The 26,400-nt window shown below is 53.0% G+C and carries 17 protein-coding genes, 1 tRNA gene and 1 pseudogene; 12 read left to right on the top strand and 7 right to left on the bottom strand.

Going from position 1 to position 26,400, the window contains the following annotated elements:
* The first annotated feature begins 132 nt into the window (after positions 1 to 132).
* Positions 133 to 968 (top strand): annotated as a pseudogene (locus ACZ1HA_RS02665) (alkaline phosphatase family protein).
* Here the strand turns inward: ACZ1HA_RS02665 and ACZ1HA_RS02660 are convergent.
* The 3 genes from ACZ1HA_RS02660 to ACZ1HA_RS02650 form a co-directional block, all read right to left on the bottom strand.
* On the bottom strand, positions 969 to 2,864 hold the full coding sequence (locus ACZ1HA_RS02660) for an acyl-CoA synthetase (RefSeq protein WP_472712764.1): 1,896 nt from the start codon (positions 2,862 to 2,864) through the stop codon (positions 969 to 971).
* A 137-nt stretch (positions 2,865 to 3,001) separates the two neighbouring features.
* Positions 3,002 to 4,813 carry an ABC transporter transmembrane domain-containing protein gene (locus ACZ1HA_RS02655; protein WP_472712763.1) on the bottom strand — a complete coding sequence of 604 codons (1,812 nt, stop codon included), beginning with the start codon at positions 4,811 to 4,813 and terminating at the stop codon, positions 3,002 to 3,004.
* Between the two features lie 410 nt (positions 4,814 to 5,223).
* Positions 5,224 to 5,298: transfer RNA gene (locus tag ACZ1HA_RS02650), tRNA-Gly, on the bottom strand.
* A 283-nt stretch (positions 5,299 to 5,581) separates the two neighbouring features.
* Between ACZ1HA_RS02650 and ACZ1HA_RS02645 the strand changes: the two genes are divergently transcribed.
* The 3 genes from ACZ1HA_RS02645 to ACZ1HA_RS02635 are packed head-to-tail and all read left to right on the top strand — an operon-like array spanning position 5,582 to position 7,514.
* Entirely contained in the window at positions 5,582 to 5,962 is a 381-nt protein-coding gene (locus ACZ1HA_RS02645; protein ID WP_472712762.1) for an SET domain-containing protein, read from the top strand.
* Complete coding sequence (locus ACZ1HA_RS02640) at positions 5,959 to 7,173, top strand: hypothetical protein (protein ID WP_472712761.1); 1,215 nt, start codon at positions 5,959 to 5,961, stop codon at positions 7,171 to 7,173. The genes ACZ1HA_RS02645 and ACZ1HA_RS02640 overlap by 4 nt, the downstream gene beginning before the upstream one ends.
* Positions 7,174 to 7,232: 59 nt before the next feature.
* On the top strand, positions 7,233 to 7,514 hold the full coding sequence (locus tag ACZ1HA_RS02635; RefSeq protein ID WP_472712760.1) for a hypothetical protein: 282 nt from the start codon (positions 7,233 to 7,235) through the stop codon (positions 7,512 to 7,514).
* Between the two features lie 121 nt (positions 7,515 to 7,635).
* Here ACZ1HA_RS02635 and ACZ1HA_RS02630 read toward each other — a convergent pair whose 3' ends face one another.
* Together ACZ1HA_RS02630 and ACZ1HA_RS02625 are read right to left on the bottom strand one after the other, a co-directional pair.
* Positions 7,636 to 8,247, bottom strand: coding sequence for a thermonuclease family protein (locus ACZ1HA_RS02630; protein WP_472712759.1), 612 nt, complete (start codon positions 8,245 to 8,247; stop codon positions 7,636 to 7,638).
* A 114-nt stretch (positions 8,248 to 8,361) separates the two neighbouring features.
* The gene (locus ACZ1HA_RS02625) at positions 8,362 to 10,371 is read right to left on the bottom strand and encodes a pentapeptide repeat-containing protein (protein ID WP_472712758.1); all 2,010 of its coding nucleotides are present in this window, start codon (positions 10,369 to 10,371) and stop codon (positions 8,362 to 8,364) included.
* 640 nt (positions 10,372 to 11,011) lie between these two features.
* On the opposite strand from ACZ1HA_RS02625, the gene ACZ1HA_RS02620 reads away from it, so the two are divergent.
* The 7 genes from ACZ1HA_RS02620 to ACZ1HA_RS02590 all read left to right on the top strand — a co-directional run bounded on the left by ACZ1HA_RS02620 (position 11,012) and on the right by ACZ1HA_RS02590 (position 21,517).
* The gene (locus ACZ1HA_RS02620) at positions 11,012 to 11,494 is read left to right on the top strand and encodes a hypothetical protein (protein WP_472712757.1); all 483 of its coding nucleotides are present in this window, start codon (positions 11,012 to 11,014) and stop codon (positions 11,492 to 11,494) included.
* Between the two features lie 443 nt (positions 11,495 to 11,937).
* Positions 11,938 to 13,917: a hypothetical protein gene (locus ACZ1HA_RS02615; protein WP_472712756.1), complete on the top strand. Its 1,980-nt coding sequence runs from the start codon at positions 11,938 to 11,940 to the stop codon at positions 13,915 to 13,917.
* On the top strand, positions 13,917 to 14,738 hold the full coding sequence (locus ACZ1HA_RS02610; RefSeq protein WP_472712755.1) for a hypothetical protein: 822 nt from the start codon (positions 13,917 to 13,919) through the stop codon (positions 14,736 to 14,738). Before ACZ1HA_RS02615 ends, ACZ1HA_RS02610 begins: the two co-directional genes overlap by 1 nt.
* Positions 14,735 to 15,592 (top strand): PASTA domain-containing protein, encoded by an 858-nt coding sequence (locus ACZ1HA_RS02605; RefSeq protein ID WP_472712754.1) that lies wholly within the window; start codon positions 14,735 to 14,737, stop codon positions 15,590 to 15,592. Before ACZ1HA_RS02610 ends, ACZ1HA_RS02605 begins: the two co-directional genes overlap by 4 nt.
* Positions 15,593 to 15,626: 34 nt before the next feature.
* Positions 15,627 to 16,145 (top strand): hypothetical protein, encoded by a 519-nt coding sequence (locus ACZ1HA_RS02600; RefSeq protein WP_472712753.1) that lies wholly within the window; start codon positions 15,627 to 15,629, stop codon positions 16,143 to 16,145.
* 168 nt (positions 16,146 to 16,313) lie between these two features.
* Entirely contained in the window at positions 16,314 to 19,322 is a 3,009-nt protein-coding gene (locus tag ACZ1HA_RS02595; protein ID WP_472712752.1) for an NACHT domain-containing protein, read from the top strand.
* On the top strand, positions 19,259 to 21,517 hold the full coding sequence (locus ACZ1HA_RS02590; RefSeq protein ID WP_472712751.1) for a hypothetical protein: 2,259 nt from the start codon (positions 19,259 to 19,261) through the stop codon (positions 21,515 to 21,517). Before ACZ1HA_RS02595 ends, ACZ1HA_RS02590 begins: the two co-directional genes overlap by 64 nt.
* Positions 21,518 to 21,703: 186 nt before the next feature.
* Here the strand turns inward: ACZ1HA_RS02590 and ACZ1HA_RS02585 are convergent, their stop codons facing one another.
* Positions 21,704 to 22,714, bottom strand: a complete 1,011-nt coding sequence (locus ACZ1HA_RS02585) for a DUF4365 domain-containing protein (protein ID WP_472712750.1) — start codon at positions 22,712 to 22,714, stop codon at positions 21,704 to 21,706.
* A gap of 103 nt (positions 22,715 to 22,817) precedes the next feature.
* Positions 22,818 to 23,294 (bottom strand): hypothetical protein, encoded by a 477-nt coding sequence (locus ACZ1HA_RS02580; RefSeq protein ID WP_472712749.1) that lies wholly within the window; start codon positions 23,292 to 23,294, stop codon positions 22,818 to 22,820.
* A gap of 677 nt (positions 23,295 to 23,971) precedes the next feature.
* Here ACZ1HA_RS02580 and ACZ1HA_RS02575 point away from each other — a divergent pair.
* Positions 23,972 to 26,293, top strand: coding sequence for a patatin-like phospholipase family protein (locus ACZ1HA_RS02575; protein ID WP_472712748.1), 2,322 nt, complete (start codon positions 23,972 to 23,974; stop codon positions 26,291 to 26,293).
* The last annotated feature ends 107 nt before the right edge of the window (positions 26,294 to 26,400 follow it).

The raw sequence follows: 26,400 nt of genomic DNA, 5'->3' as shown, positions 1-26,400 counted from the left end.
AAGGTATGCGACCCGAACCACGGCACACCAGAGTTGAAGTCCGTCGTTTCTGAGACGCCTGCATGACGCATTTGTTCTTGCGCCGGCTGCGCAGTTGGCGCCACATGGCCCCGAAACGGGGAGACCGCGGCCATGAACAACAGACTGCTTCTGATTATTCTGGACGGGGTGCCATGGCGGAACTGGCGCCGGCTTTTGGAAATCTCGAAGGCTGGGTCGACACCGGCGAAGCCCGGGTCTGGAAAATCCGCTCGGTGATCCCGTCGATCTCAGCCAGCTGCTATGCGTCGATCCACACCGGCGTTGTTCCGGCCGAGCACGGATGCACCGGCAACGGCAATGTCTTTCGCCTGTCACATCCCGATATCTTTTCTCAGGTGCGCGCGGCAGGTGGCGTGACCGGCGCGGTTGCGCATTCCTTCTGGTCCGAGTTCTTTAACCGCGCCCCCTTCGATCTGGTGCGTGACATCGAATACGATGAGCCGGACAGCGACACCATCTGCCACGGCAGATTTCACACGATGACCGGATACAATCTCCGCAATCAGATGACGCCCTCAGATGTCGATCTATTTGCGACCCTGACACGCCTCTGCGAGCGCCACGCGCTGGACTACGGCATGCTGCACACCTGCACACTGGACAGCATGGGGCACCGTTTCTTTCACGAATGTCAGGAAATGGATGATGCCTGTTTTGCGATGGATGAGATGCTGGCCCCCTTCATCCACTGCTGGCGCAGGGCTGGATATGAAATCATGGTCACCGCAGATCACGGCCAGGACGCGCGCGGGCATCATGGCGGGCGGGACCCGCTGCAGCAGGATGCAGCCCTCTACTATTTCGGTGACGCAGAGGGGCCTGCAGAGGACACCGTGCTGGACCAGCTGCAGCTGGCCCCTACGATCCTGAAGCGTCTCGGCGCACCGGTCCCGGACACGATGCGTGCTGCATCATTCCTGACCTGATCAGGCTGCATCCACGGCTGTGTTTGCGAGCTCCCACGGCCGTACAAAATCGCCCAGCACCGCTCCGATGGCTTCCTCGCTGGCCCCATTGGGGTCAATCTGTGCAACAAGGCCCCGCTTTTTGTCGTCCGTAACAGAGACCACGCGCGCAGCCACACCAGCCTTTTCAAGCGCGCCATTGTAAACACGGGTGATCGCATTCTTCCGGAGTTCGGGCTTGAAGATTTTGCCCACCGCTGTCTTCGGCAGCTCAGGCATAATGGTCATGTGTTTGGGCTGTGCGGCCCGTTCATGCACGTGTCCCTTACAGAAGGACAAAAGCTCTTCTTCGCTGACACTGGCACCTTCAACCAGTTCCACAAAGGCGCAGGGCACTTCGCCGGAATGCGCATCCGGCTGGCCGATGGCGCCCGCGAATGCCACCGCTTCGTGGTGCAGCAGCGCTTCTTCAATTTCCGCAGGATCAATGTTGTGCCCGCCGCGAATAATGAGGTCCTTGGCCCTTCCGGTGATCCAGACATAGCCGTCGGCATCCACCCGTCCGAGATCACCTGTCCGCAGGTGGTTCCCGAAATAGAGATCAGCGTTCTTGTCGGTCTCAGTATAAGTATTGCCAACGTAGACCCCAGGATTGGCCACACAGATTTCCCCGATTTCATCGGTTTCCGCCTCAACCGGGCCATCCGGCGTGCCCTTGTAAATGCGCACGTCGCAATAGGGCAGCGGAATACCGATGCTGCCGACCTTCTTTTCGCCATCCGTGGGGTTGCAGGAGACGAGGCAGGTCGCCTCAGTCAGGCCATAGCCCTCCACCAGCGTCACGCCTGTGGCCTTCTCAAAGCGGCGGAAGAGTTCGAGCGGCAGCGGCGCTGATCCCGAGAACGCCGTTTTGACAGAGCTGACATCGGCATCAATCGGACGCTGCATTTTCGCAGAGATCGCCGTGGGCACTGTGATGATAAATGACACTTTCCAGCGCTCGACGAGCTTCCAGAAATTGTCCATCACGCCCTCACCGCGGTATCCCTGCGGTGTCGGGAACACCACATGCGCCCCCGAGGTGACCGCCGCCATCAGGATAACGTGGCAGGCGAAAACGTGGAACAGCGGCAGTGGGCAGATGATCGTATCTTCAGCCGAAAAGAGCAGTCTCGCCCCCAGCCAGCCGTTGTAAATCATCCCGGAATAGCGGTGCTGGGCGACCTTTGGCATGCCCGTGGTACCCCCGGTATGGAAGTAACACGCGACACGGTCTTCCTGCTTGTCCTCAAAGGTCAGCGATGTCGGCTGCTTTGCCATTTCGGCCATGAAGTCCATGTACCTGGCCTGGTTCTGCACCGTGCGCTTGGGACGGATCAGCGGGACGATCCAGGACTTCGGCGGTGTCAGATACCGCAGAAGATCGACCTCAAGAACAGTTTCAACACCCGGCGCAAGTGCCACGGCTTCAGCCGCTTTGTCCGCTACGTCCGTCTTGGGGAACGGACGGAGCGTGACCACAACCTTTGCACCCGTCTCGCGCAGGATCGAACCGATCTGCTCGGCATCAAGGAGCGGGTTGATCGGGTTCACAATGCCTGCAACGGCACCGCCCAACAGCGCAAAGACGGTCTCATTGGCGTTGGGCAGGATATAGGCGACGACGTCTTTTTCACCGACACCCAGCGACCGGAAGAGATTTGCAGCCTGCGTCGTTTTGCCAAGAAGGTCCAACCAGGAAATCGTCTCCGCTTTGTCTTTCGGCCCCGAAAAAATCTGATAGCTGACCGCATTATGGTTTGGAAACTTTTCCGCCGTCCGGCTCAGCTGACCAAAAAGTGTCACAGGCAGATCGCGGTCCGCCCACGGCATCTCGTCCTGAATGGCATCGCGATCCGTGATCCCGGCAAAAGTCATCAGTCTCTCCTCCCAGAGCGCCCAAGTCCGGGCATTTTTGTTATCTGACGGGCAAAATGCGGGTTTTAACCGGCTTCTGCAAGCCATTGCAGGCAGGCCAGAGGCGCTGGGACGTCACGTAAAAACGGGCGACGGGCTTATTCCGCCGCGATACCATCCGTGAACTGCAGGCGGGCCAGACGGGCATAAAGACCGCCCTCGGCCACAAGTCTGTCGTGAGGGCCGGTCGCAACAATGCATCCCTCGTCCATAACGACGATCCTGTCCGCCTTTTTCACAGTTGCCAGCCGATGCGCAACAATGAGCGTTGTGCGACCGGCGCTGAGACGATCTACGGCCGCCTGAACAGCACGCTCACTCTCAGCATCCAGAGCGCTTGTCGCTTCATCGAGCAACAGCACGGGAGCATCTCTCAGAATGGCGCGGGCAATCGCAATGCGCTGTTTCTGACCGCCCGAAAGCATGACACCTCGTTCACCGAGGTAACTGTCATAGCCATCCGGCAGCGCGGAAATGAAATCATGTGCTGCCGCTGCTTTTGCTGCCTGGTCAATCTCTGCATCTGTGGCATCCGGTCGGCCGAAACGGATGTTTTCCCGAGCTGATGCCGCAAAGATCACCGGGTCCTGAGGCACAAGCGCCACGGCCTTGCGGAACGCATCCCGCCGCAACTCCGTCAGGTCCATACCATCGAGCGTAATACGGCCCGATGCGGGATCATAAAACCGCAGGATCATCTGGATAACTGTTGTCTTGCCCGCTCCGGACGGCCCCACAAACGCGACAGTTTCTCCAGGCTCAATGTCCAGGCTGACCCCGTCCAGAGCCTTCACCCCGGGCCGTGACGGATAGGCAAACGTCACGTTCTCGAAGGCGATACGCCCCTGCACCGGCTGGGAAAGATCAAGTGTTTCTTCGTTGTCGCGGACGCTGTCTTCTGTTTGCAGCAGTTCCACCAGTCTTTCCGTAGCGCCAGCCGCACGCTGGAGTTCGCCCCAGATTTCAGACAGCGCCGCAACGCCACCGGCCACCATCACCGCATAGATGACAAACTGCACCAGCGCACCCTGTGTCATGTCCCCTGTCCGGACATCCCGGGCGCCAATCCACAGAACCCCGACGATCCCGGCGAAGACAAGGAAAATGACGATCACGGTCATCACAGCCCGGGTAAAAACGCGCCGCCGGGCCGCATCAAATGAATGCTCTGTCATCGTGGCAAACTGCGAACGGCTTGCTGCCTCATGGGTAAAGGCCTGGACCGTCTGCACAGCACCCAGCGCTTCTGAGGCGTTACCGGATGACGCAGCAATCCAGTCCTGATTTTCCCGGCTCAGAACCCGCAGACGCCGGCCCAGAACAAGAATAGGCACGATCACCGCAGGTACAATCAGCAGAACAAGACCAGTCAGTTTCGCAGATGTCAGCAGCATGAGCACCAGGCCACCCGCAAAAATCAGCAGATTGCGCAGGGCGATCGATACCGAAGACCCGATGACAGAGAGGATCAATGTTGTGTCGGTCGTGATGCGGCTCAGAACCTCGCCGGTCATCGTTTTCTCATAAAATGCCGGGCTCATACCAATAACCCGGTCGAACACTGCCTTGCGGATGTCTGCCACAACCCTTTCGCCCAGCCTGGTCACCAGCGCGTAGCGCAACCCGGTTCCAATCGCCAGAAGCGCTGCGATGCCCAGCGCAGCGGCGAAATACAGATCGAGATCACGGACGCTTTTGGTGTCAAAATTATCCACCACCCGCCGGACGGCCAGGGGCAGTGTGAGGGACAGCATGGCTGTCACAACAAGCGCGGCAAGCGCGGCGCCCATCAGCCAGCGGTACGGCAAAAGGAACGGTGTAAGGGCCTTGAGGGCACCGATGCGCTTCGATTTTTCGCGCTCTTCATTCTGCCCCGGCAAACCATGCGCGGGAGGTGTGGGCCGGGCCATTCTCTGTCCTTCGTTAACGTGCCCTTTTTTGGCTGGCCGCGTTACGGGCGTCAAGCCGCCGGGCGTCATCAGCGTCGTCTGACCGCAGGAGCGTGTTGCAGATGCTCTGTGACTTGCCAGCCTGCGCGTATCGCGGCTGGTACGAAAACAGCTTTAATGCCGGGTATCGAACGGATTAAGAACAGGTTTGGAGCGCCCGACGCTGCGCCACGGCAAACTGTGATCCGGAACAACTTAAGCCAGGCACTATACTTGTCGTTTAAGTTGTTTGCATGGAGCGGGCGGCGGGAATCGAACCCGCTTCATCAGCTTGGAAGACAAAAGTGTAAAATCCAGAAAACCCTTTTTTGTCAGCTATTTGTCGGAACCGATCATTATTCTTTGTCGGATATGTGTAGGAGATGAATTTTTGGAGCGGGCGGCGGGAATCGAACCCGCTTCATCAGCTTGGAAGGCTGAGGTAATAGCCAGTATACGACGCCCGCTCAGCGCCTTAGGGAATATTGGATGGCTCTTCCGGGGTCAAGTGAGCATTTCGCTATGTATGGGAATGAGCCGCACCCTGCAAAACCTGCCCAAGGGCTTACAACACAACTCCAAGCCAAACTGTTTTTGAGTGGGACGAAAAAGGCAACTATTGGCGAGCTACTTTATACCAAGGTTCATAAAGCCGTGTGGCTCGACGAGATCAGTTGATGATGACAGTTTGCAGCGCAATTTCATTTGACATCGTCTGGTTCAAGCCCAACCATTGAAAGAATGTCGAACGTGTTGAACACCATTACGGATGTCAAAGTCGCTGCTAGCGGCATACACGGCAACGGCTTGTTTACCACCAGGGACCGGTCGAAAGGAGAAGTATTAGCTGTACTGGACGGCCAAGTGGTACCGCACAACGATGACATGGAGTTCCTCCTGAAACACGAGTGGAACGCAATCAATGAAAATGAGATCCTGTTGCGTCCTGTTTGGACACTCTATGGGTATATCAATCACTCAAAACCCGGCCTGTTGAGTTTCAGCCTTATCAGTCGTGCACTTGTGCTGACAACCGATGTGAGTTCCGGAACTGAACTGACCCTCAACTATCTCGAGCATGGGATGCCAAAGGTGTACCTCGCCTCTGCAGAAGGCGGCTACCTAAGTTGAAATTTGCACTTATTTCGCCATTGCGTATTGAGCCAAGCTTGTGGGCAGATTTTTCCGACAATGTGCGCTCATTCTTTAATGACACGAGCTCCTCTCAGACAGTTTCCGGATCCTGGAGTATCCAGAACGGTGTTGACTACAAATACCATCCGATAACCGACCGGTATGTGTCCATTGAGCAGGGACAGCAGGCACAGTTTGCTGAACGCATGGAAGCCGCTTTCGTTCGTATCAGAAGGAATGCATGCGCGACCAAAGAAATCAGCGAGAACTCTCTGGCTGTGGTGTTTGATAGCGGAGATGCCTGTGTAGTGCAGATGTTCGACGGACTAAGGACAGCAAACGAAACCATTGCATTCATAGAAGAGAAGCGGCTGACTGCGAGTGATGATGTTGGCATTGCTGCCAAGTATGTGTCCGAGTTTCTTGGGGTAAAAACCACTGATTTTCAGGTGGATAAGACCATAACTCATACCGTATTGGTTTCTGGTGAAACCAGCACCACTTTTTTGGAAGTCGCCGCAAGATGCTTCGAAGCAGAAGGCCTGTCGCTGCCCTCTACAAATGAGCAGCCATTTCCGAGTTTTGTTCCAGGCTGGAGCTTTTCACTTTCAATGTCTCAAAGTTTGGACGCATCGCTGGATATTGTTGGCCTGATGGCGCGGTTACAATGCGAGTGGTTCACTGTGCGTACCACACGGGATTACTGCCTCCGACCATTGGAGGAAAAAGACCTAAGACTGCCGATCAGCCGTTTGATTGAGCAGGAGACTGCTATCGTAAAGTACCAGACTGAACTGAGGCTGTGGCGTCACAGTATGCAGGAGTACAAAGACAACCTGAAACCGGAGTTGACCAAGTATGCTTCTGCTGTGGAAAAGATGTGGGAGGTTCGCGCCGCCAAAGAATATGTGAATGACACACTCACTCAAGCACGGGACCTGATACAAACCTCTTACTCAAGGAGAATGCTGTTACAGGAGCGGCGTCAGTCGCTGATGCTGTTTTTCCTGACGTCTCTTGGTCTGTTGAGCATATCGTCTATAGCCCTAGTGTATTGGGACTGGCTGACACTCGCGAAAATCTTCAGTGATGAAGACGTTTCGACAACAGCCGGTAAGGCCGTTGTTGCATCCGGGTTGCTAGGTTTGATCATCCTCCTAGGTGTGCTTCTGATATACTTCAATCGTATTCGTCGTCGGCCTGATTAAAGCAGTTTCAGTGTCTAATTTCAGTGCTTTTCTAGTGTAACCTATAAGGTTCAACAAACATGGATTTCGAACGCTTTACTCAAGAATATGCACCTGTAATCATCGTCTTGTGCGCGATAGCAGGTGCTTTGATTTTCGGATTCTCACACCTAACCAGCGGGAATGAGGTATACGTAGGCACCCTTATTCTTTCACTCATTGGAGGTGCGGTCGCCGGGGGAGTATTCGCTGCAGTTATCATTTTTGTCATGCCGATTGTGCTGCTCATATTTCTGGCGCTCGCACTGTTCGCGGCTGTTATTTCAGCGATTATCTGGCTTCTTTCTCTGAGACTAATTTAGAGGACTCACTTGAGGCTTGACCTAGTCAGCGCTCCGCTACACGCCTCCACCCTGCCGCCAAGGCTTCGGCTTCATCGCAGAACCAGCGTTCACCGGATGCCTCGTTGATCTTGGTATTGCCTTAGTTCGGCGACCATGGCGTGTGATAAATCCTCAGCTTGTCTTTGCCCGGTGAGATGTTGCCCTTGATCGGACACTTCCCGTCAGGGGAAGTGGCCAAAGCGCGGTTCCACTTGTCCTCCCTGAACTCTGATGCTGTCTGCGTGTCAGCCTGCCAGATGCCTATCCCTGTGTTTTTCACACCCGCTTCATGGTCAGCGTAGTCCTCGCTGTACTCAGTGAATGCCCATGCCAGACCTTCCCGGACCAGCATTTCTCCGATGTCGCCATCGCCTGCGTTGCAGCGTGCAATAACACGTCCGTATGGATCGCGGTCCAAGGCGTCACAGGTCAGCGGTCCGCTTGAAATCAGCTCCAGTAAACGCCCGGAAGCTGCGGCCCCGCTATTCCAGTTGCCTCCTCCGCCTGCAGCGCATTTCTGTCCCTTCTCCGGGGCATCAACACCGTGCAGACGAATAAGCAGGGGGCCGATTTCAAGAGTGTCACCATCGAAAACGCTGACTTTGCCACTTATGGAAATGGATTGTTGTTCCGGCTGTGTGGCATGCGAACTCGCGGCGAACCAAGGCACGAAGACCATGGCAACGAAGGTACAGCAGGTGAAATGCATCATGGGACTCTTTACGCCGGACAGTGGCGAGATGATTCTCGCACTAAGCCGTAAGTCAGCCGCAACATGGTTAAGCCGGAGTTAAATTGACCACATCCTGCTGGGTTGCGGTACGTATCACCTGCCTATCCTAATGGAATGGTGACCGCGCGACTTTTCCCAAGCGCCTAGTCTCTTAGGAACGCTGCTGAAGTCTTCTTCGTGCCATGTGCAGCCCTCCGGTGGCGCAATTGAAGTTACTTCCAGCCACTCAGGTGGGGCTATCTCCTGCCATGAGTAAAGGTAAGAGAAATTCGTTTGTTCTATCCATCCCCGCCATCTGCCAAAAAACTCCCCGTCAGAGAGGATCTCTTCAGTCCACTGGCATGGTGCTTGCTCTAGTCCCATAGCGCGCCACAGCTTCTCACTGCCTTTCACGCTTCCGTCTAGAAAAGCGTTGCTCCAATCGTTGGATACGTCAGACGAAGGAACGTTCATTTGCAATTCCGCGTAGGTTTTCTGAGGAATTATTTCTGGATCTATGTAGCGGGCGACAGATGCATGGGTAAGGTCTGTGTTCCTTATCGCACTTCCGTCATTCTTACTGGAAGCAAAAAACGGGGCGGCATGTTCGTGCAGAATGAGGTTGTCGAGAAAACTGAAATGCAAAGCAGTTATATCAAAGTATGTTCCGTAGAACTTAGCACCAGAAAAATCACTTGAGACAACGGTTGAGTGGCTCAAGTCAGCGTCCGCTAGGTATGAACCCGAAAAATCTGAAAGCGTGATGCTCGCAGACGATAGGTTGGTTTGGTTCATGTACGCGCCGCTTGCATTTGTTCCTACGAGAGACGCGTGCCGCATGTCTGTCATGATCAAGCCAGAATGCCGGAAATCGACACCATCTAGCTGTGCGAATCTAAGGTCCGCGACACCCAGTTCAGCAAACCTGAGGTCTGAACCACTGAGGTTGGACCACGGCCCCGTTGCCCCGCGCAAATCAATGCCAAGGAGCGAGGCACCACTTAAATCAATGCCGACTAAGAATGCTCCCTTAAGGTTTGCCCCCCGCAGGTCAGGCTTTTCATTCCCGGGCTGATGCCATGATGGGTAAACCCAGTCTCTGAGACGCGACTCCTGCCTATCTGTAAACTCTGCAGCGAAGTCCATCTCCTCGAATTCATCAAGGTTGCGGCAGTCTTCCACTTCTTCCCGCTTACACCATTCACGTCGAAAATCTTCATATTCGAGGGACGCTGAACTAAAGGTTCCTTGCCTTCCAACCAGCGACTCTCCTTCAAGGTTGATTTCCGCAAGTGTCCATAGCCGCTGGTACATCCCGGTGTCGGAGTCTGCAAAAATCGGAATGGTCTCCACCATTGCCTCGAGCTGTCTTTCTTCCGGATTCCAGGCCTCTACTGAAACTTCCCGATACATCCACGGCGCTGGGTCAACTGTTCGGAAGTAAGTCGGTGGAAAAAGGCAGCTGGTCAAAAGCGCTACCGCGAACAGCGATTTGTTCGCATGTTTCCCGGAGTTTTGCATCCAGACCGCCCGCGCACTATGCAGCCCGAACAGCGAGGTGCAGAAAACGGCTACCAGTATCGCGCTCGTAAGCCACCAGTCGCGTGTGGTTGCAGCGGCCCACCAGTAAGCAGTTACGACGGCAAAACCGCCTCCCCAAACCAGCAAAATGGTGATCAGGTCAAAGAGAGAACGAATGACGCTTCGAGTTTCGCTGGTTTCGCGAACGGCAACGCTTTTCGAGAAATAGCGCGTTTCTGTGATCAGCCACGGTGATAGTTTGGCCGCAGCTTGGTCTCGGACCGCTTTCGTTGATCCCTTGAGCTGATCGGCGAGGTTGGCGAGCGAGTAGTGGAAGTAGCAGTAAAGAACAGAAGTAATAAATGGGGCCGCAACAACAAAGCTCGTTGCTGGCACAGAGAAGTTGATCACCGGGAGTTGGATTGATCGGTCAAAACCGTAGAAATCTATGTCTCTAAAAGACGCCAACGCTACAACCACGTACAACAGCGTGCTGAGCAGCGTGATACAGACTACGTTGCAGTTTCGCCCAAGCGCGACCAAGCGAGCCGTCGGGTCCGGCTTTTCACCTTTCGCAGCTACTAACTTCTCAGGGCGGGTCATTGCGAAACCCTCCTTTCATTGCGCTGTTTGCTGAGAGTCCTCAACGCACCTTTTTAGCATGCTTTGTGCTCTGCGAATTGAAAGGGGAAAAATCGGGACCAGCAGTCATAAAGCATAGACGGAATCCATGCTCACAAACGGCTACTCTGTTCGAATGATCACCCGCCCGACGCCTCAAAAAGTGCCGCCAAAGCTTCAGTATGCTGCACCACGTTTGCGAGCAAAATAAGTGCTCAGCCTGCTCTGACTTACATCACTGTCATAGCAGAGTGGCGAGTATGGGCTCACAACGAACAATAGATTGGTCGCAACACTTTCGCTTCATTGGCACGCCAACACCAACACGGTCGCCCAAAGCCGACATTCAACGGATCGGACCTCGGCGCAGTACAGCTTCTTCGAACCGGCCATTCGCCATACCTGCGAACAAGGCGCTTTTGTCGACGTCGGCATTGCGGACGAAGCGGACTTCCGTAGACTGCTTGTGAATGGCTGCTTTGAAACTTGAACTACAAAAGCGAGCAATCCAGGCTGGAAAACTGCCAAATTGGCGTTAGCGTTGCGGTCGCGGGGGCTGCTGCATGTGATTAATGACAGGCCTAGCCCCAAGATTACTAAGTAGGCAGAAAATGGACTAGGTATGACAGATTTTGAAAAAGCATCTTCCTTCTATGACAAGGTTCGCGAACAAGTCAGATCCGAAGACACCCTTTATAATCAGAGGATTATTTGGCTGATATCCATGCAAGCTTTTCTTTTTGCTACGCTAGGTCTCATCCTCCAATCCTACCTATCGGCGGATATCAACCGATCAAGCCCACTTCTCACTGGCAGCTTCATTCTAATTGCTGTGACCGGAATATTGGTCGCAATGGTATCTAACCGAGTAATTTCCAACGGGCGTATCGCGCTCAACAACCTACGTGACCAATGGGATGACTTTTCCAAGGACCTTGACCCCGAAAGTTCAGCGTTACTACCTCATCCTAGAGGCAAACACGAAAAATCCGAACGCGGCAATATTTGGTCGCGGGGAATTAGCTCAGGGAACCTACCGCTGATCTTCGCATTGGTTTGGTTGGGGTTTCTTGCCTTCCTTCTTTTCGAGCAGTTTGGATTGTAGAGCTGGCCCGCATGGCATGATATTGTGAATAACCGATGACAGACATTTGCGCTCCGCGCAGCATTTGGGAGGTATGGGCTCACTGCCGCCATTAAATCGGTCGCAGCATTTTCGCTCCATGGGCACGCCAACGCCTACACAACGGCCCATACCGGACGGTGAGTATGCGGTTCAATGCTGCATCGCAGCTTCCCGAAAGCAGACGTTGGCAGAAGTTTGTGGACGCCCCTCGTCAACCGAGACAGAAACCTGCCAAAATCGCAGAAGTTCTGAAAGGATTTTTTGTCTTGGGTTAGAGGTTGGTCCTGCGCGGGCCGGTTCTGGCGGCCACAAACGACCGTTTTTGACCGACCGAAACATTAACGTTCCCGAAAAACCTAGATTTTTAGAGCGTCGTTCGCTTAGCATCAGACAACCGTCGCATTTCAAACGCACAGAAGCTGATGGATTGGAAAATTAGTATGAGAAACACTTTTCTGGTTTCAACATTGATTTCAGCAGTAGTAGTCGGGGCTTCCGCGAAAGCACAAAGTTCCAATGATCTGATTTGGATTGACTATCCTCAGCAGGGCGTTGTCCTGGGGCAAGGCTATAATCTTCTAACGGATGAGCCCACGCTAGGTGTGTGTGTTGACTTCGTTCCAGTGCAGGACCCATCACAAGAAGTATCCTATCGATTCGAAGAAGTGACCTCAAAGAGTACAGTTATTGTATCTTCAAAAATACACGCTAGCGGCTCATTGAATATGGCGCTGGTGCAAGCATCTGCAAGGCTAGACTTTTTCTCCCGGGAGAAATTTGTAACAGATACCGAAAAATTCATGCTTAGCGCCACTGTTACGAACTCTGCGCTTTTTGCAGCGCCATTTGTTCCGTTCAAAGCAGCGTCAGGTGTCGCAATACCCGAAAACCTCGACAATGAAGTTAAGACAGAGGTCATAAAGGCTATCAAACGCGCGGCGTTCCCGGCGTCGGAACTCGAGAACTCTGGCGTGAAGTTCAAGAATGCATCACTTCGCAACAATATTCGTCACTGCGGGCAAGGCTACATCGCCGCTATCGTTAGTGGAGCGAACGTCGACGCATTCCTTACTATGACCAAAAATGACTCAGATGCCGTTGCGGACATCAAAGCTGGAATCGAAGCAAGCATTGGCGGAATTTTTTCTGTCAAAGGCTCTCTAGCGCAGCGGCAGGAAGCGGAACGTCGTGAATCACGTAGTGAAGTCACAATGTATCGATCAGGTGGTAGAACTGCTGATCTCGCCTACGATCTGACAGGCCTTAAGCAAAGCCTTGAGAAGCTAACCATTGATGCAGCGGCGAATCCTAAACCAATTAGGATTGCGGTAATGCCGTACTCGAAACTGGACGATTCACCGACGGCTGGTGGTCACAGCACCGCCAGCTTATTGGACGCCATCGCAGCATTCTTTCTTGTTCGAGATGTCGCGGAGGAAACCGCCAGTATTCTGGCTTGGTACAAGAACTACGACAGCGATCAAATAGCATCTGCTTCCAGTTCGTCACAAATCGCGCGAAACGTACCCCTCTACCTGCACAGTATCGATGCATACACCAGTTTGAACAATGAGGCCTTAGACGTTGCGAGAAAACTTTCGGTCGCTTTGAGGCAGTGCAATAGCACTTTAACAGATGCCAATTTGGTGCTTGATGCCAAAAGCATACTTGCTGAGATTCAGTCCGGTGAGGCTGAGGAATCTGGAGCCACATTTTTTAAGCAGCTCGGTCTACTGAACAGTTCTTCGGCAGTGGCCACTAGTGATCCTGCAACTCTGCATACGCCTCTGAAAGAGAATGCACCCGAGAAGGCCTCAGAAGAAAAATTCGACACATCGTTCAAGGAATTCTTACAGAGTTTTGATGACTTTAAGGCAGCGAAGAAGGAAGGGGAAACGGCTACGAGCTACGCAGCCGCCAAGAATTCCTTACAGACGGAAATGAATAAGCCAAAGCCAACCGCAGCTAGTTTGGAGGCAGCCATCAAAGCATTCGAGCGATTGGTAAACATGCGACTTGAAGAGTGTAGCTCAGCAGGAGATTTCGCAGAGGAGTCAGTTGACAAGGCACTGATGATCGCAGGTGAAATGCTGTCCAAGAAGCCAATCTTTTGGCACGAACTCGGTCGCCATTATCAAGGCCGTATTTGGCGGCTCTTCTCTGAAGCGGAACTGGGTAACGCGAGCGAGCAGAGCGATGCACTGAAAATCCTCGAGCCCGATCTGGCCGCTTATCACAAATTCCTGGTTGTTGAGAAATTCAAGAGAGACATTTGCCAGCGGGACATTTCGCACTTGGTCTGCGGCGAAGAGTTCAAGACTGAGAATTACGGGCTAACACTCAATCATGGTACATTTAAGTACACTGGCTTGGTTGCTGGCATCAGTGAGGGCATTCAGTGATGAAGGTGCCGTCGTTACTCTATCTCGTGCTTGCACTGACGATGTCGTTCCCATTCACAACTTCGGCCCAGTCAGTCGGTGAAGGCGATAACAACAGCGGGGAGCCATCGCTAGAACCTATAGAGCCAGAGCCAACTTCACCGGAACCAAGCCGTCCAGCAGCAACGCCTGATTTAGCATTTTCGTGTTCGGTTATACCCAAAGAAATAGACCAAAAGATCTACTTGGCGAAGGCTGATGGAACTGAGGGGACGTTGCTCGGCCACCTCACCGTTAGTGATTGCAAGTATATCTACGATACGACCGCCGCAACACATCAGGTGAGACTCGCGCTCTCAGTCGCCGTCGAGGCAAATAGTACAACATCGACCAGTTGCCCTATTCTATCCGTTGCGCTCCTCACTCGCACGAGCGCAGCTGCATCGAATTTTCAGTGGCCCGGAGTTGTCAGCACAATTGGTGACCAACCACTCAAGTCGGGTAGTCGCATAGGTGAATCTCTCTACAGACTTGGTGAAATAAGTATTCACGAATTGGCCAAGGCAAATACTGATCCTCGCATCAGCTTCGATGACTTCCTACACGGCACTCTCATTGTGTTTGCAGAAGAAAACAGCCAGCGCGTGGAGGGCTTTACCTTCTCCCGCGCAGCAGCACAACTCAGAAACCACCTAGCAATTCTCGCAACACAGGGCTTGGACGTTAAAGAAGAACAGAAAGTCGGCTTGATTGTATCAATTCAAGCGATGAAGGCGAGATGCTTGGTTTCAGACGGGGACAAAACCAAATCAGTTGCCGCGAGCTTTGGACCACGAAAATGAAAATTATCAGCCAGTCATCAGTATTCTCTTTGTTGCTTACAGCATTGATTTTCCTCTCTTTTGGTGAGATTTGGGCACAAAGCAATGGCAAAGCGGATGAATTAGCTGCGCAGGGTTCCGCCCCACAGTCAATCGATCATGCCGACCCCTGTTTGTTTCTACCTGTGACTTGGCAGGCTGGCATTGTCGGTGACGTGACAGGATTGAACCGAGAGCGAATCGAGGAAATTGATGAGTGTTACTCGGGCAGAATTAGTTTCACACTGAGGAATACCTGTCTGCCTCCAGATATCGCCTTAGATCAAAACCCGAAATCTGGTGTTACTTCGTCCACGCTCACAGTTGTGCTCTCAAGCAATGATAGGGTAGCTCCAAATCTAGTAGGTTTGTCATACAAGCAAGCATGGAAAACCCTGGCGGGTTGCGGCTTGGAAGCGGAGTTTGTACCACAGGCATTCTTTCCCGAAGGTGAGGTCTCCTCAACAAGTCCTCCCGCCAACGGATCGCTCAATAATGAAACAGAGGTACTAATTAGGATGGCCAAGCTGGTTGCTGTTCCGTCGACCTTGGTCGGCGTGGCACAAAAGGTCGCCACCGATAATCTTGTGGCTGTTGGCTTACGGGTTGGCGCTGTTACCACGCAGAAGGTGCAGCTCGATCAGTGGCAAAAGTTGCAAAAATCTAAAGGCCGATGCCAATATGTGACTGGTAGGCGTGGGAATGTCCTTCGGACCAGACCCGCCAAGGATCAGTTAGTAAACAAAAATAGCGCGGTAGCATTGATCGTAGAATTGCGACCATCGTTGGTAACGGACCCTGAAATTTGCCGACCACCGGGGACTCTTATCCCCTAGATAGGGTTGATGACATTACGCGAAAGGAGCGAAATTGCCGACGATTCCTGATGACATAAACGGCGTGACCATGGAGTTCGCCAAAACAGTAAATAGGCAAGTGACGGATGAGATGCTGGAAGCGATGAAGGCAACGATCTCGTCTGATGCCGTCACCGGAGAGACGATTGAGAAGCTTTGGGTTTCATCAGCCAAAGACAGCCATAAGTGTCCCAGCCGCCATGTGACGGGAAATGGTGTTGATATCTCAAGAGTAAATGGAAAGTTTATTGTCAGCTCTTACGATTCCGACTCTTCAATTAAGAAAATTGTCGACGGACTACAGAACAAATTCGAAGACGCTCCCAAAAGGCGAGAGAATTTTGGCCCCACCATCAAGAAGAAGAACGGAAAAAATCACTCTGTGTCCGGCCACAAGGATCATTTTCATTGGTCTGTAAATGGCGACCACTCTGAATGTTCAAAAGGTCTCAAAAATTTACTAGAAAACCTACGCCGCAGATTGTTCGGGCAAGAACCGAATACGTCGAGCGAAGAAATCTGCGGGATTTGACTTTACTGGCAGCTCCGCCATCAAAGTCGGACAACCCATTCAAGCGTTCAGTCGAAGCCATGTCTCTTCAAATTCCATGTGTCGGCCCTCTGTCGATAATTTCATGGTTTTGTTCCACTCGAGTCCGAGTAACATAGAGCCACTCGAGAAAAGAAAGTGGATAAGTGAATGCCCGCGAGCCCCGAGTCAACAGGCGGCGTCGGCTACACCTTTGAAGATTCAGTAGTGGCGTCATATTTGACCAGCCTCCTTGTTGAAGGTGGTGCGCGGGGAATCTCTGAAGCGATTACTGACGGCGTCTTTCTCCAGCGCGCGGCGCTTGGTGAGCCACTAGACGATATAATTGTCGAGGCGTCGGATCGATACGGCCAACCTGCCAAATTGGCTCTGCAAGTGAAGCAAAGCCCAACGCTGAGTTCTGCTGAAACTAATGCCGACTTTCGAGACGTCGTTTCGGCTAGCTGGCGAGAATTCAAGAAAGACGGCTTCAGGATGGGTCGGGACCGTGTTGGCTTAGGTGCTGCTAGTATCGCGCAGTCCACACTCCGGGCAGCCCGATCTACGCTTGAATGGGCTCGTACATCCAAGTCGGCAGACGACTTTTTCAGGCGGCTAGAAACCGAGAATTTCGCAAGCGACGCACAAAGAAGGTTCGTGAGCGATGTCCAAGCTCTGCTCCCAGCAGAGGCGCAAGGTGAGGACAATTCGTGGCAGTTTCTAAGGCATTTTGTCATCCTCGTCTTTGACACGCTTTCAGAAGGAGGGTCAGGTTCATTCGAGGCAATTGAACGTCTGCGGAATGCGCTACCAACTGGAGAGCGTCATCGTGCCGAAGAGCTTTGGGTACGACTTTCCCGTATATCACGGCAAGCGTCGGGCGCAGCAGGTAGCTTTTCAAGGGCATCATTGGTTGAGCAGCTTTCGGGAGTGTTTGATCTTTCTTCTCTTCCAAGCATACGCAGTGATCTCGTTAAGGTAGCAGAAGAAACAAGACACGCTCTTCAAGGTATCCGAATGGATATCTCTGGGCTGATCATCCCGCGAAATAGTATTCTCGATAAGATTGCCGACATTGATGATGGCAAGCGATTTATCCAATTAGCGGGCGAGGCCGGATCGGGAAAGTCGGCGGTGTTACGTGCGCTGGCCGAAGAGCACGCCCGGCACGGTTTCGCTCTTGTTCTGACCGACAAGCGTCTCGTCGGCCCCGGCTGGCCCTCACTCGCCACACACTTGCGTCTAGAAACGGAACGGCTTGCTGATCTCCTTTTTGAGCTAGCCACACTGGGAAAACCAACTCTGTTCATCGACGGGATAGATCGCCTAGGTAATGAGACCCGTCAGACAATCTTGGACATCGTAACTATCCTTCTTGATGATCCAAGGCTTGCGGGCTGGCGCATTGTGGCATCTACCCGGTCGTCACACCTCGAAGACTTGAGGATATGGCTCCCTCCTCAACTCATTGAGGAGGGCCAAGCACACATCGTCGAGATCGATGGATTTGATGATAACGAGGCTGGCATCCTTGCTGAGCGGTTTCCAGCGATGCACGAAGTCCTGTTCGCCGAGGGTCAAGAGAAGGAAATTGCAAGGCGCCCTTTCTTTGCTCAGGTGTTGGCACAACGTTCAGTGAGCACTGATGGAGCGCCGAGCAGGTTTTCCGAGATTTCGCTAGCGCAGGTTTGGCTAGAAGGTCCGCAGGGTCTACGTGATAAAGCCTCTTCGATTGAACGCCGCCAAGCGATCAGTGAGCTAGCCGCGAGATGCGCTCAAGCAGCCAATAGAAGCGGCGCAGTAGAAGGCATTCCGGCTCAAACTCTGACGGCACTAGTACAAGAACGAGCGATAGCTGAAGTTGCGGGTAGCGGAAGATATTCCTTTACCCACGACATATTTCTTGAATGGGCAATGTTCGGATTGTGTCGCCAAAATAGTCCAGATTGGCCGGGCACCCTCGCGGGTGCTGGCGACAGGCCCGGACTAATCCGGGTGGTAGAACTACTATCACAGTTTGAATTCGAGTCCGAAGACACCTGGACTGAAACGCAATTGGCACTGGAGCAGCAGGAAGCATGGCGTCATTGGAGCAGGGTTTGGCTCCTTGCCCCGTTTGCGTCTCCGGTGTTCTTCGAGCGAAAAGATGCGATTTCGGTTTTTTTGAGCGAAGACCACCGGCTCATCCGGCTCCTTTCTTCTTTCCGAGCACACAAGACTATCGAAAACCTTCTGATCGTCCATGGCGCGTTCGAACTCGGCGAGAAATCGAAATTCGAAAAATTCAGAATAGCTGACTTTTTGTCTTGGCCCCGCCCTGTTCGAAATTGGAGGCGCCTGCTGATCTGGTTGCTTTCACTTGATTGGAACGAGGCAACGGCTGAGGACATAGTTGACACGTTCGACGTATGGCTGAACCTCTTTCAAGATTATCCCGACCGGATCAAAGATCGTTATGCTGAACGAATTCATCAAATTCTCACTGAGTGGGATGCCTATGACTATCGGGAGCGGGAAATAAAAACCACTCCGCTTGGGTTTTATAAGGACGGTTTCGGCCGCAAATTTCGACAGGCTTTCCTAAGGTCCTCTCTCACAAACACCGACCTACTAAGTTGCAGGCTCCAAGCGTGGACGACCGAGCGAGTTGACGACAAAGTTCAGTCAAGCGTCTTTGCGTGGAGTGTGCGCCTTGCCAGTGTGGTTCCTGATGCCCTAGCTGACTTTTCGTTCCGGGCGTTTATCGAGCCACTGCCATCAGAGTCAGCTGAGAGGTCGCGGGGGCAGCTGATCGGTTGGTCTCCTCATATGACCGATTGGGATTCTCCGGGCATCAGTGACCATTCGCGCCACTGCCATCCAGCCTCTCCTGTCCAGCAACCATTTGCAGCCCTTTTCGAGAACGCGCCTCAAGAAGGTCTTCGTTTAGTTCGCAAGCTGCTCAGCCGGACCGTTGTCGCTTGGAGAGAGCTAGCCCGATACGACTATCACAACCGCGAAATTCCGGTTCCATTTAGCGTGGATTTCCCCGGGGAACTCAAACGTTCTGGGGCGACCAAAGGATTTATGGTTGGTATCGAGGTCTGTTTTCTTGCGACATCCTCGAGTCGGCACTTATGGCGCTGGAAGATTGGGCGTTCTCCGAGCTTGAAGCCGAACGGGATGTTGATGAGATCGTAAGGGAGCTTGTTACGGAACACGAAAGCGTGGCCACTCTGGGCATCGCCTTGGGTGTCTTGTTGGACAAGGACGCGCTGTCACCTGCGGCAGCCGCTCTCGTAGGCTGCCAGCACATCTGGGCCATGGACGAGTACCGCTGGCAACACGACGTCCAAGGCCTTCACTCAAACGAAATCGGAGCGAGCTTCGGCTTTTCTCACGAGACAACTCATCTTGAAGCACTTAAACGCCTCAACTCGCGGCCTTCCCGGAAAAAGAACATCAGGTGGCTCGCGACAGCATTCATTCTTACAGCTAACGACCAACGCGAAAAGGTAGCGGAAAAACTTACCAGCTTTCCAAACGAGCTACCCTTCACCCACGAAGGTCAAGAAGATGACGATGAGTTAGTTGCATATTTTCTGCATCGAGCCGAGGAGTGGGCCGCTATTGCGGACCTTACGAACTATGCTCATGTGGAGACCGATGACGGGAGAGTCGGCGTCGCATTCCAGCCATCAGACGAACGGGTGCAACAAGCGGAAGAAGCAGGCGAACGGCTAGCCCATTGGAACGAAGGCTTCCAACTTCTGAAACAAAGTGAGTCTTGGTTCGAGAGCGGCAAAATTGGTGATCAGGCGCGAGATGAGATTGTTGCGCTCGCACGCGAGGTCGATAACGAGGACCTGTTCAACTCTGGTTTCGATGCCGGAGACCCCGGCAGCCGCCGCGCTGGTGGAGTGGCAGCCGTGTCAGCAGCCATCCTAAGTTTCGGTGCCGATCTTCCAAAAGATCAACAGGAATGGGCCGAAGACGTTGCTTTCCGCGCAGCCAATACTTTTCCGGCAAGCAATGAGTTTTTTCACGCTGATGCTCCTGCCGAAAACAGACCCGAAACATTTGCGTCAAAGGGATTGGCGGCGATAATCAAGAATGGTGGGCCATCAGTAAGTTCAGCGCGTCGAGAATTGGTTCAGTTGTGTTTTCATACCTACAAGGGCGTGCAGTTGTCTGCCCTGTCAAATGCCGCGTCATGTTGGCGAGAGCAAAAGGACTTCGCTGACAAATGCACGGCGCTCGCCTTCAAGTTGACGACACTTGAATTGGATCGTGGTTCGTCTGATTGGTACCGGCGACGTGATGAGAGACACAACCTTCTGGCCTCCGAAAAACAACAGCTGCTTGAGGCGGCTATACAAGGTCTAGCATCTGGCGATTGGAACAAGCTGTCTGATATCTATGCCGAAATTGAGCCGAAGCATTTGGATCAATGGCGCGTCAAAGACTTTGCATCGATGTTGTCGATCATCCCGAAAGACAGGTTCACTGATGATGATGGCTTTCGAGACGACATATTATCGCTCCTGCGTGACTTCGTGAACAAGCTCGCCGCAGCGGTAAGTATTGCTGACGAGGCTGAACGCCGCTCGGGTTCAAGGCTATGGCGAGAGTTTTCCACATGTATCTGGGGCTTAGCGTCGATTTGTGAGGATTTACCTACTGAACAGGTGCGCACCGAGATCATACCCTTGTTGTCATTATTGCCCATCGAACCGAAAAGCGAAGTCCTCTCTACCTTCGCGAATGCATACTCTTGCATACGACTTCTGGATGCCCCGGAGGTACCATCAGGAATCTTCGACGTTTTCATTGATATCTTTGAGGCGGTTGAAGACCACCCCGATTGGAAACGTCCGGAGTGGCGGGAGGACTATGGTCTTCCTGATCAGCTTCACAAATTGGTTCGTATCGCAATGGGGGCAAATTGGGATCGGCCAGCAATGGGGGCGGCCCGCTTCGCTAACAATGATTGGTCTGATGCAAAGCTACTGAACCCACTGATTGATTGGATGCTCCAACGATTTGGGCACCTGCCTCAGGTCATGCAAGCATTCTTGCTCCATTTTGAAAGATCCTTCGATCATCGCAGAAGCGATTTCCTTGCTTCTAGGTTGGGAGGCATCGCGCCCACCGTATGGCAGTCTAGGGGGTTTTGGTCCGGGGGGAGAACTGCACAGCTTGCCGGTCTGCTTCAGACTTTTGCCGAACGAGACGCGCCATTGCAGCCTGATGTCCACGTGCAGTTTTTGGAAATTCTCGATCACTTGATTGAACTTGGGGATCGTCGCGCAGCAGCACTTCAAATGAGCTCGCTGTTTGACCTGCCACGTTTCAGTAATCCGCCGCAGGTTACACAAATCGAAACTTCGCAGTGAGGGCTCATCACAACTTCGCGTCGAAGGTCCGCTTTCGAGGTCAAGGCTTTGCCCGTTTGCATCCGCAACGAATGACCGTTTCCCGCCCATAAATGAAGGTGACAGCCATTCCTCCGAAGTGTCTTGCTGCTAAGCGTAGATCGGCAACCCATACCCATTGTTCGTCCAAATCGCCTAGCTCTAGACTCAAGATTTGATCTCGCGAAAATACGGTTCTTCGCCGCTCCCAAGCTGACCCATCATTGTGGGAAGAAACCACTCGCGAACAATATCTTCAAAGGTTCGGCCAATGGTTGAAAATTGCTCCCAAGACATCGAGCAAAGCTGATGAAACTGCAGAAGGGACGTCAGAGCCTTGTCGTCGCCTTTGAGGTATGCGTCGATGCCTCGTAAAATTAGACCAAGGACGTCAGCATCAATGTTCTTGATAATTAGGTCCAACCGGTCTTTGTGGTCGCGTATAAGCTGCCAAGGAATGTCGCGCTCCCAAACCGGCATCGCACGCAGACGGCGTGCGAACCGATCAATTATCGCTAAGTTACTCGGCAGCTTTTCCACGTGCTCGTGGTTCGCCAATTCCTCCAGAATCCATCGAGCTTCTCGATATTGAAACTGAGCGAGATTGAACATTCCGTAGAGTTTCGCACGGGTCGCATAAAACCGCATTACTTCAACCGATCTTGGGTCGGTAAGCTTGTTCCCGGCCGGAATGATCACGGTGAAGAACTTTTGCCTACTAAGGTCGATTCCACGCGGTTCTATGATCTTGTCGTAATAGTCGGTCAAACAGATATAATAGACTTCGCCCTGTGCTAGATCGCAAACAAATAGCATCAGAGGAGTGGATGGACCCATGAGTCTGGCGTTATCGATCGTGTCACAATCTACAACGTAGCGGACAACATCGAGTTCATGCTCAGCTTCGCGGTCCTGCAGGTCCAAAACCTTTTCGACATTGACGCGCGGCCTTATCGGCTCAACTCCACTTTTCAGCGAAGTTGTCGACTTTAGTTGCACAAATAGAAACTCGCCCATCGTCGGGATCTGTTGTCCTTGACGCTCGAAGACTTCAACTGTTACGTCGACCCCATAGTCCGGATGAAGTTTCCGGATTACCCATTCCTCAGGAAGCAGCTTAGAAACTAACGCTTCAGAGGAATCCTCTTTCAGATGACTATCAACGCGGCGTTTGGCCATTTTCGTTCCTTGGCTGGTGTTTACAATGCGGGAGTTCGAGGTCATGCTGCAGAACACCAGCGCTAGTAGACAACTTGCCCGTCAAGTTTGGCACAGTAGGCGTTCAGTACCATGTGCCAATCGATTTAACGAACACCTGTTGAATACTCGGGTTGTAATACGTCGGCTGAGTATAGTAGGCCAAGGTTTGGTTCGGTTGGTAAGAGCATCTTGCCGCATAAAGTGCCATCGCCAAAGAGACTGGCTTCGTTCCAAATGGAGCAAGTATTGAACTTTGCTCACTTTGTGCTCCTATGCTCAGCAGTGCTTGGACTGCTTCAGGCACATTAATCCCTTCAACTCTTGTACCTGAAAGTCGACCGGAAGCGGGATAGGGGAAAATACCGCTGATGAAACGCCAATTTCGGGTTAACCTGTCAACTTCAGCAAGAAAAGGAAACAGAAAGTTTATTTGGGTCTCATCGAAACGTCCTGCGTTCACGAGATCAGGTAGACCCAGCGGCCCATAGACTATTTGTGCCCCATCAAAGACGACTGTCTCTTTCCGTTCTCTGCTGATGAAAGAAGCCTCTGTCGTCAACTATTGCTGCTGAAACGGCTGTTATGAACGGCTATTTCCGTGTTCTCAGCTCTTGAAGTTGGAGTTCGTAGGAGCCTCAGGTTATCCGCATAATCGCGTCTGCCAGTATTTGAGTTAGTACATCGAAGGGGCGGCGTGAGTCCGCTTTCGGGCCATCAGTCTAGTTCCTTCGCATCTGAGACGAACTTTGGCTTCACGCCCCACGAGCTTTGCGCTGCTGTCGCAAACTGCGCCCCGCTGACTTCAGGCTGATCGGATGCTGTGCTGTGGCCAATAGCAGCTTTGTCTGCAGAGCAGACGTTCGAGGCTAAGATGATCTGCATGACACAATCCGCGCTTTCGCTGAATGTAGGCAGAAAAGCAAGACACGTCACCAAACCGATGTGGCGTTGTTGAAATTCGCTGTCGCATCAGCTGCTCGCATCCACGGTGAGTATAGTGATTTGGTGTGGCCCAATTCGCCTCGGCAATCGTTTGCGTGGTTCCCGTTCTTGGCGTGACAGTTTTGGCGGGTTCAACGAGGTTCTCGTTGGTAGCGGGAGCGCAACCGCTCCTCTCTTCATGACCGATGGATATCGACACGACATCCCTACTGCACAATTCTAGCGGAAACAAAGAACATTTACGCTATTAAAGACATTGCTATAGTCGGTTCATCATTACTCCAATAGGTTCATATGAAACAGTTTATTATCGTGATTGAGGATGGTTTCGCAGCATCCATCAATGGGATCGGTATCGTCTTTCTCGGCAAGTTGATCAGCGGCGAAGTCTCAGTTACTGACAGGGTCGATTTCTACGATGCCCTGCCTTTTGAGGCAGCGTCAGACGCCAAACCTGACCTTATCTTTCAATCAATGATCACCCGGTTAGCCAAGGACCGCCAGGAAGTAGAACGGGCGCAAGAAGGCGACACCATTGAAATTACAATCCGCGCTATCGACAAGGCTATTATTAAAAAGGGCTGTCAGATTGTCAGTGACGGACAGGCACCGTTGCGTGGATCGTTTCTTGAGCCGCCTCTGCCCGACCCGACGAGCAAACTGGCGTTTCATTGGCGGCCAGATCCACGCAGGACATTCGGCATAGGCCTGCAAGGCGGCGGGCTGAAAGGTGCATTCGGCGTCGGTGCCATGCGGTTCCTCGCGGAATTGGATCTGGAAAAATCCAAGCACCTCAAGGTAATTGGCAGCGCATCTACCGGGTCCATCACCTCGCGAATACTGATGATGGATCGTGGTATGCCCGGTGTTGATGATGCAGTCCGCGAATACACGGATCTGCAGAAGGTGGACGACATGCTCAGACTGCGGCCAGAGGTACTAAAGGCCGCCGGAGAATCCCATATTGCAGGACGCGTCATCAATGCCGCGTTGACAGAAGAGATCGGTACGCTCGACCCGAAGAAGATGGTCATGGACGAACTGGTGACGACAGGCTCTATGCTGCCTGCGCTTTGGGGCGGCTTTGGTGCGGCAAGCGGTCTTGCAATTCTTGCGGCGATCGCAAGCCTTGGGCCTATCGGCATCATCGGCGGACTGATTATTGGCGCCATCGCAGGTGGGGTCGCAGGTGCCGGAACAGGTGTCAGACAAGAGCTTGAGCAGGATCTCGAAGTTCTGGAGAAGCTGATGAACCTGACAGGCAGTATTGCTGTGCTTGATCCTGTTGAAACTCGATTGAAGGCACTGGCGGGCGACCACGACACACGCCGTGCGGGGATAAAATGGCGGATTTCCGTCAATTGTCTTGAAACTGGCGTGACCGCCTACATCACGGAACAGGGCCGCCTGCTATATCCTGACCGTGACGGCATGCACGACATGTACCACCCGCGCGAATTTCTGGACTGTGAAATCATATCCATTGATGTGGCCGACAACGTAAACGAAAGTTTCCCCGATCTGATGATCAAAGCCGCACTGACATCCGGGTCATTTCCCGGAGTTTTCGAGCCACGTCTGATCACGTTCAGTCATGACAAATTTGAGGGCACCCGGTCGCTATGGTTCAACGACGGAGGTATCCGTGAAAATCTGCCCTTGCAATCTATGGTCGATGCGGGCGCTGATCAGATTGTCGCGATCTACTGCGCCCCGATCGAACCCGCCCCGACACCGTTCGACGACGATCTGTCAACACCGACGTCCGGCAAGCCGATGCCAAAGTGGACTGATGTCGCCGGGCGCGCCGTTGCGCTGACATTCGCCGAAATCACCCGGACGGATGTGGCATTCGGCCGCCGCCTGAATGCCGGGCAATCCCATCTGAACGACCCGGTTGGCGCCGGTGGTGCAACAGGGGTAGACGTCATCGATATCGCCCCGCGCGTGCCTACACTGGGCCTGACCGAGGTTAACCCCCGCAAGATTGAGGCAACCATCGTTTACGGTTACATGTGCGCATACGATGAGCTGTGGATCGCAAACCGAAAGACCACCGCGACCGAACGGTCGGAGTTGCGCGAAAACACTGATCAAATTTACCAGAATCTGATCCTGGCGGCAGACTATTCTATCCTGGCTTTGACCAGCGCAGTCTACCGCAATCCCGACGCAGGCGGAAAGATGTGGAACACGCTGCCCGGCTGGAACGAAGACGGCAGCGCCCGCAGGATTCACCGCATCAATTTCCAACGCCATGCACTGCGGGTTTACTCCAAGGCGAAGCACGAGTTGCTGCGCGCGCTGGTGCGGCGTCATGCAGAATTTGGTGACCTGTCGCTTCCGCTGCACATCAAGAACCCGCCAAAGTGTTTCAACCGTTCGTATTTTACCGATTGGACTGTCCTGCAGTATGGGGCGCTCAACACGATGTTTGTTTTCCAAAAGTTCGGAGGCAGTATCGGCATTACTTTGCAGAAGCAGCCATTCCTTGAAAGGCAGCGCGTGCGCACGGACGACCACCAGAAACATGAATCCGAGGTAGATACCATGGCCTCATGGGAGCATCGCAAAGACCTGAAGGATCTGCTGGAAGACGTCAACTTTCTGCGGTAGTGCCTCCGCTATTTTGGATCTTTTGCAGTTTGGTGTCTCTCCTTTGATGGTAGCCACTGCATCACAAGGGTTGAATTGCAGTACTGAGACGATCAGTTGCGGAGTTT

The organism is Roseobacter sp. S87, from assembly GCF_055693285.1.
Note: the sequence above shows the minus strand (reverse complement) of the source record. Positions and strands in the feature narration are given on the sequence as shown.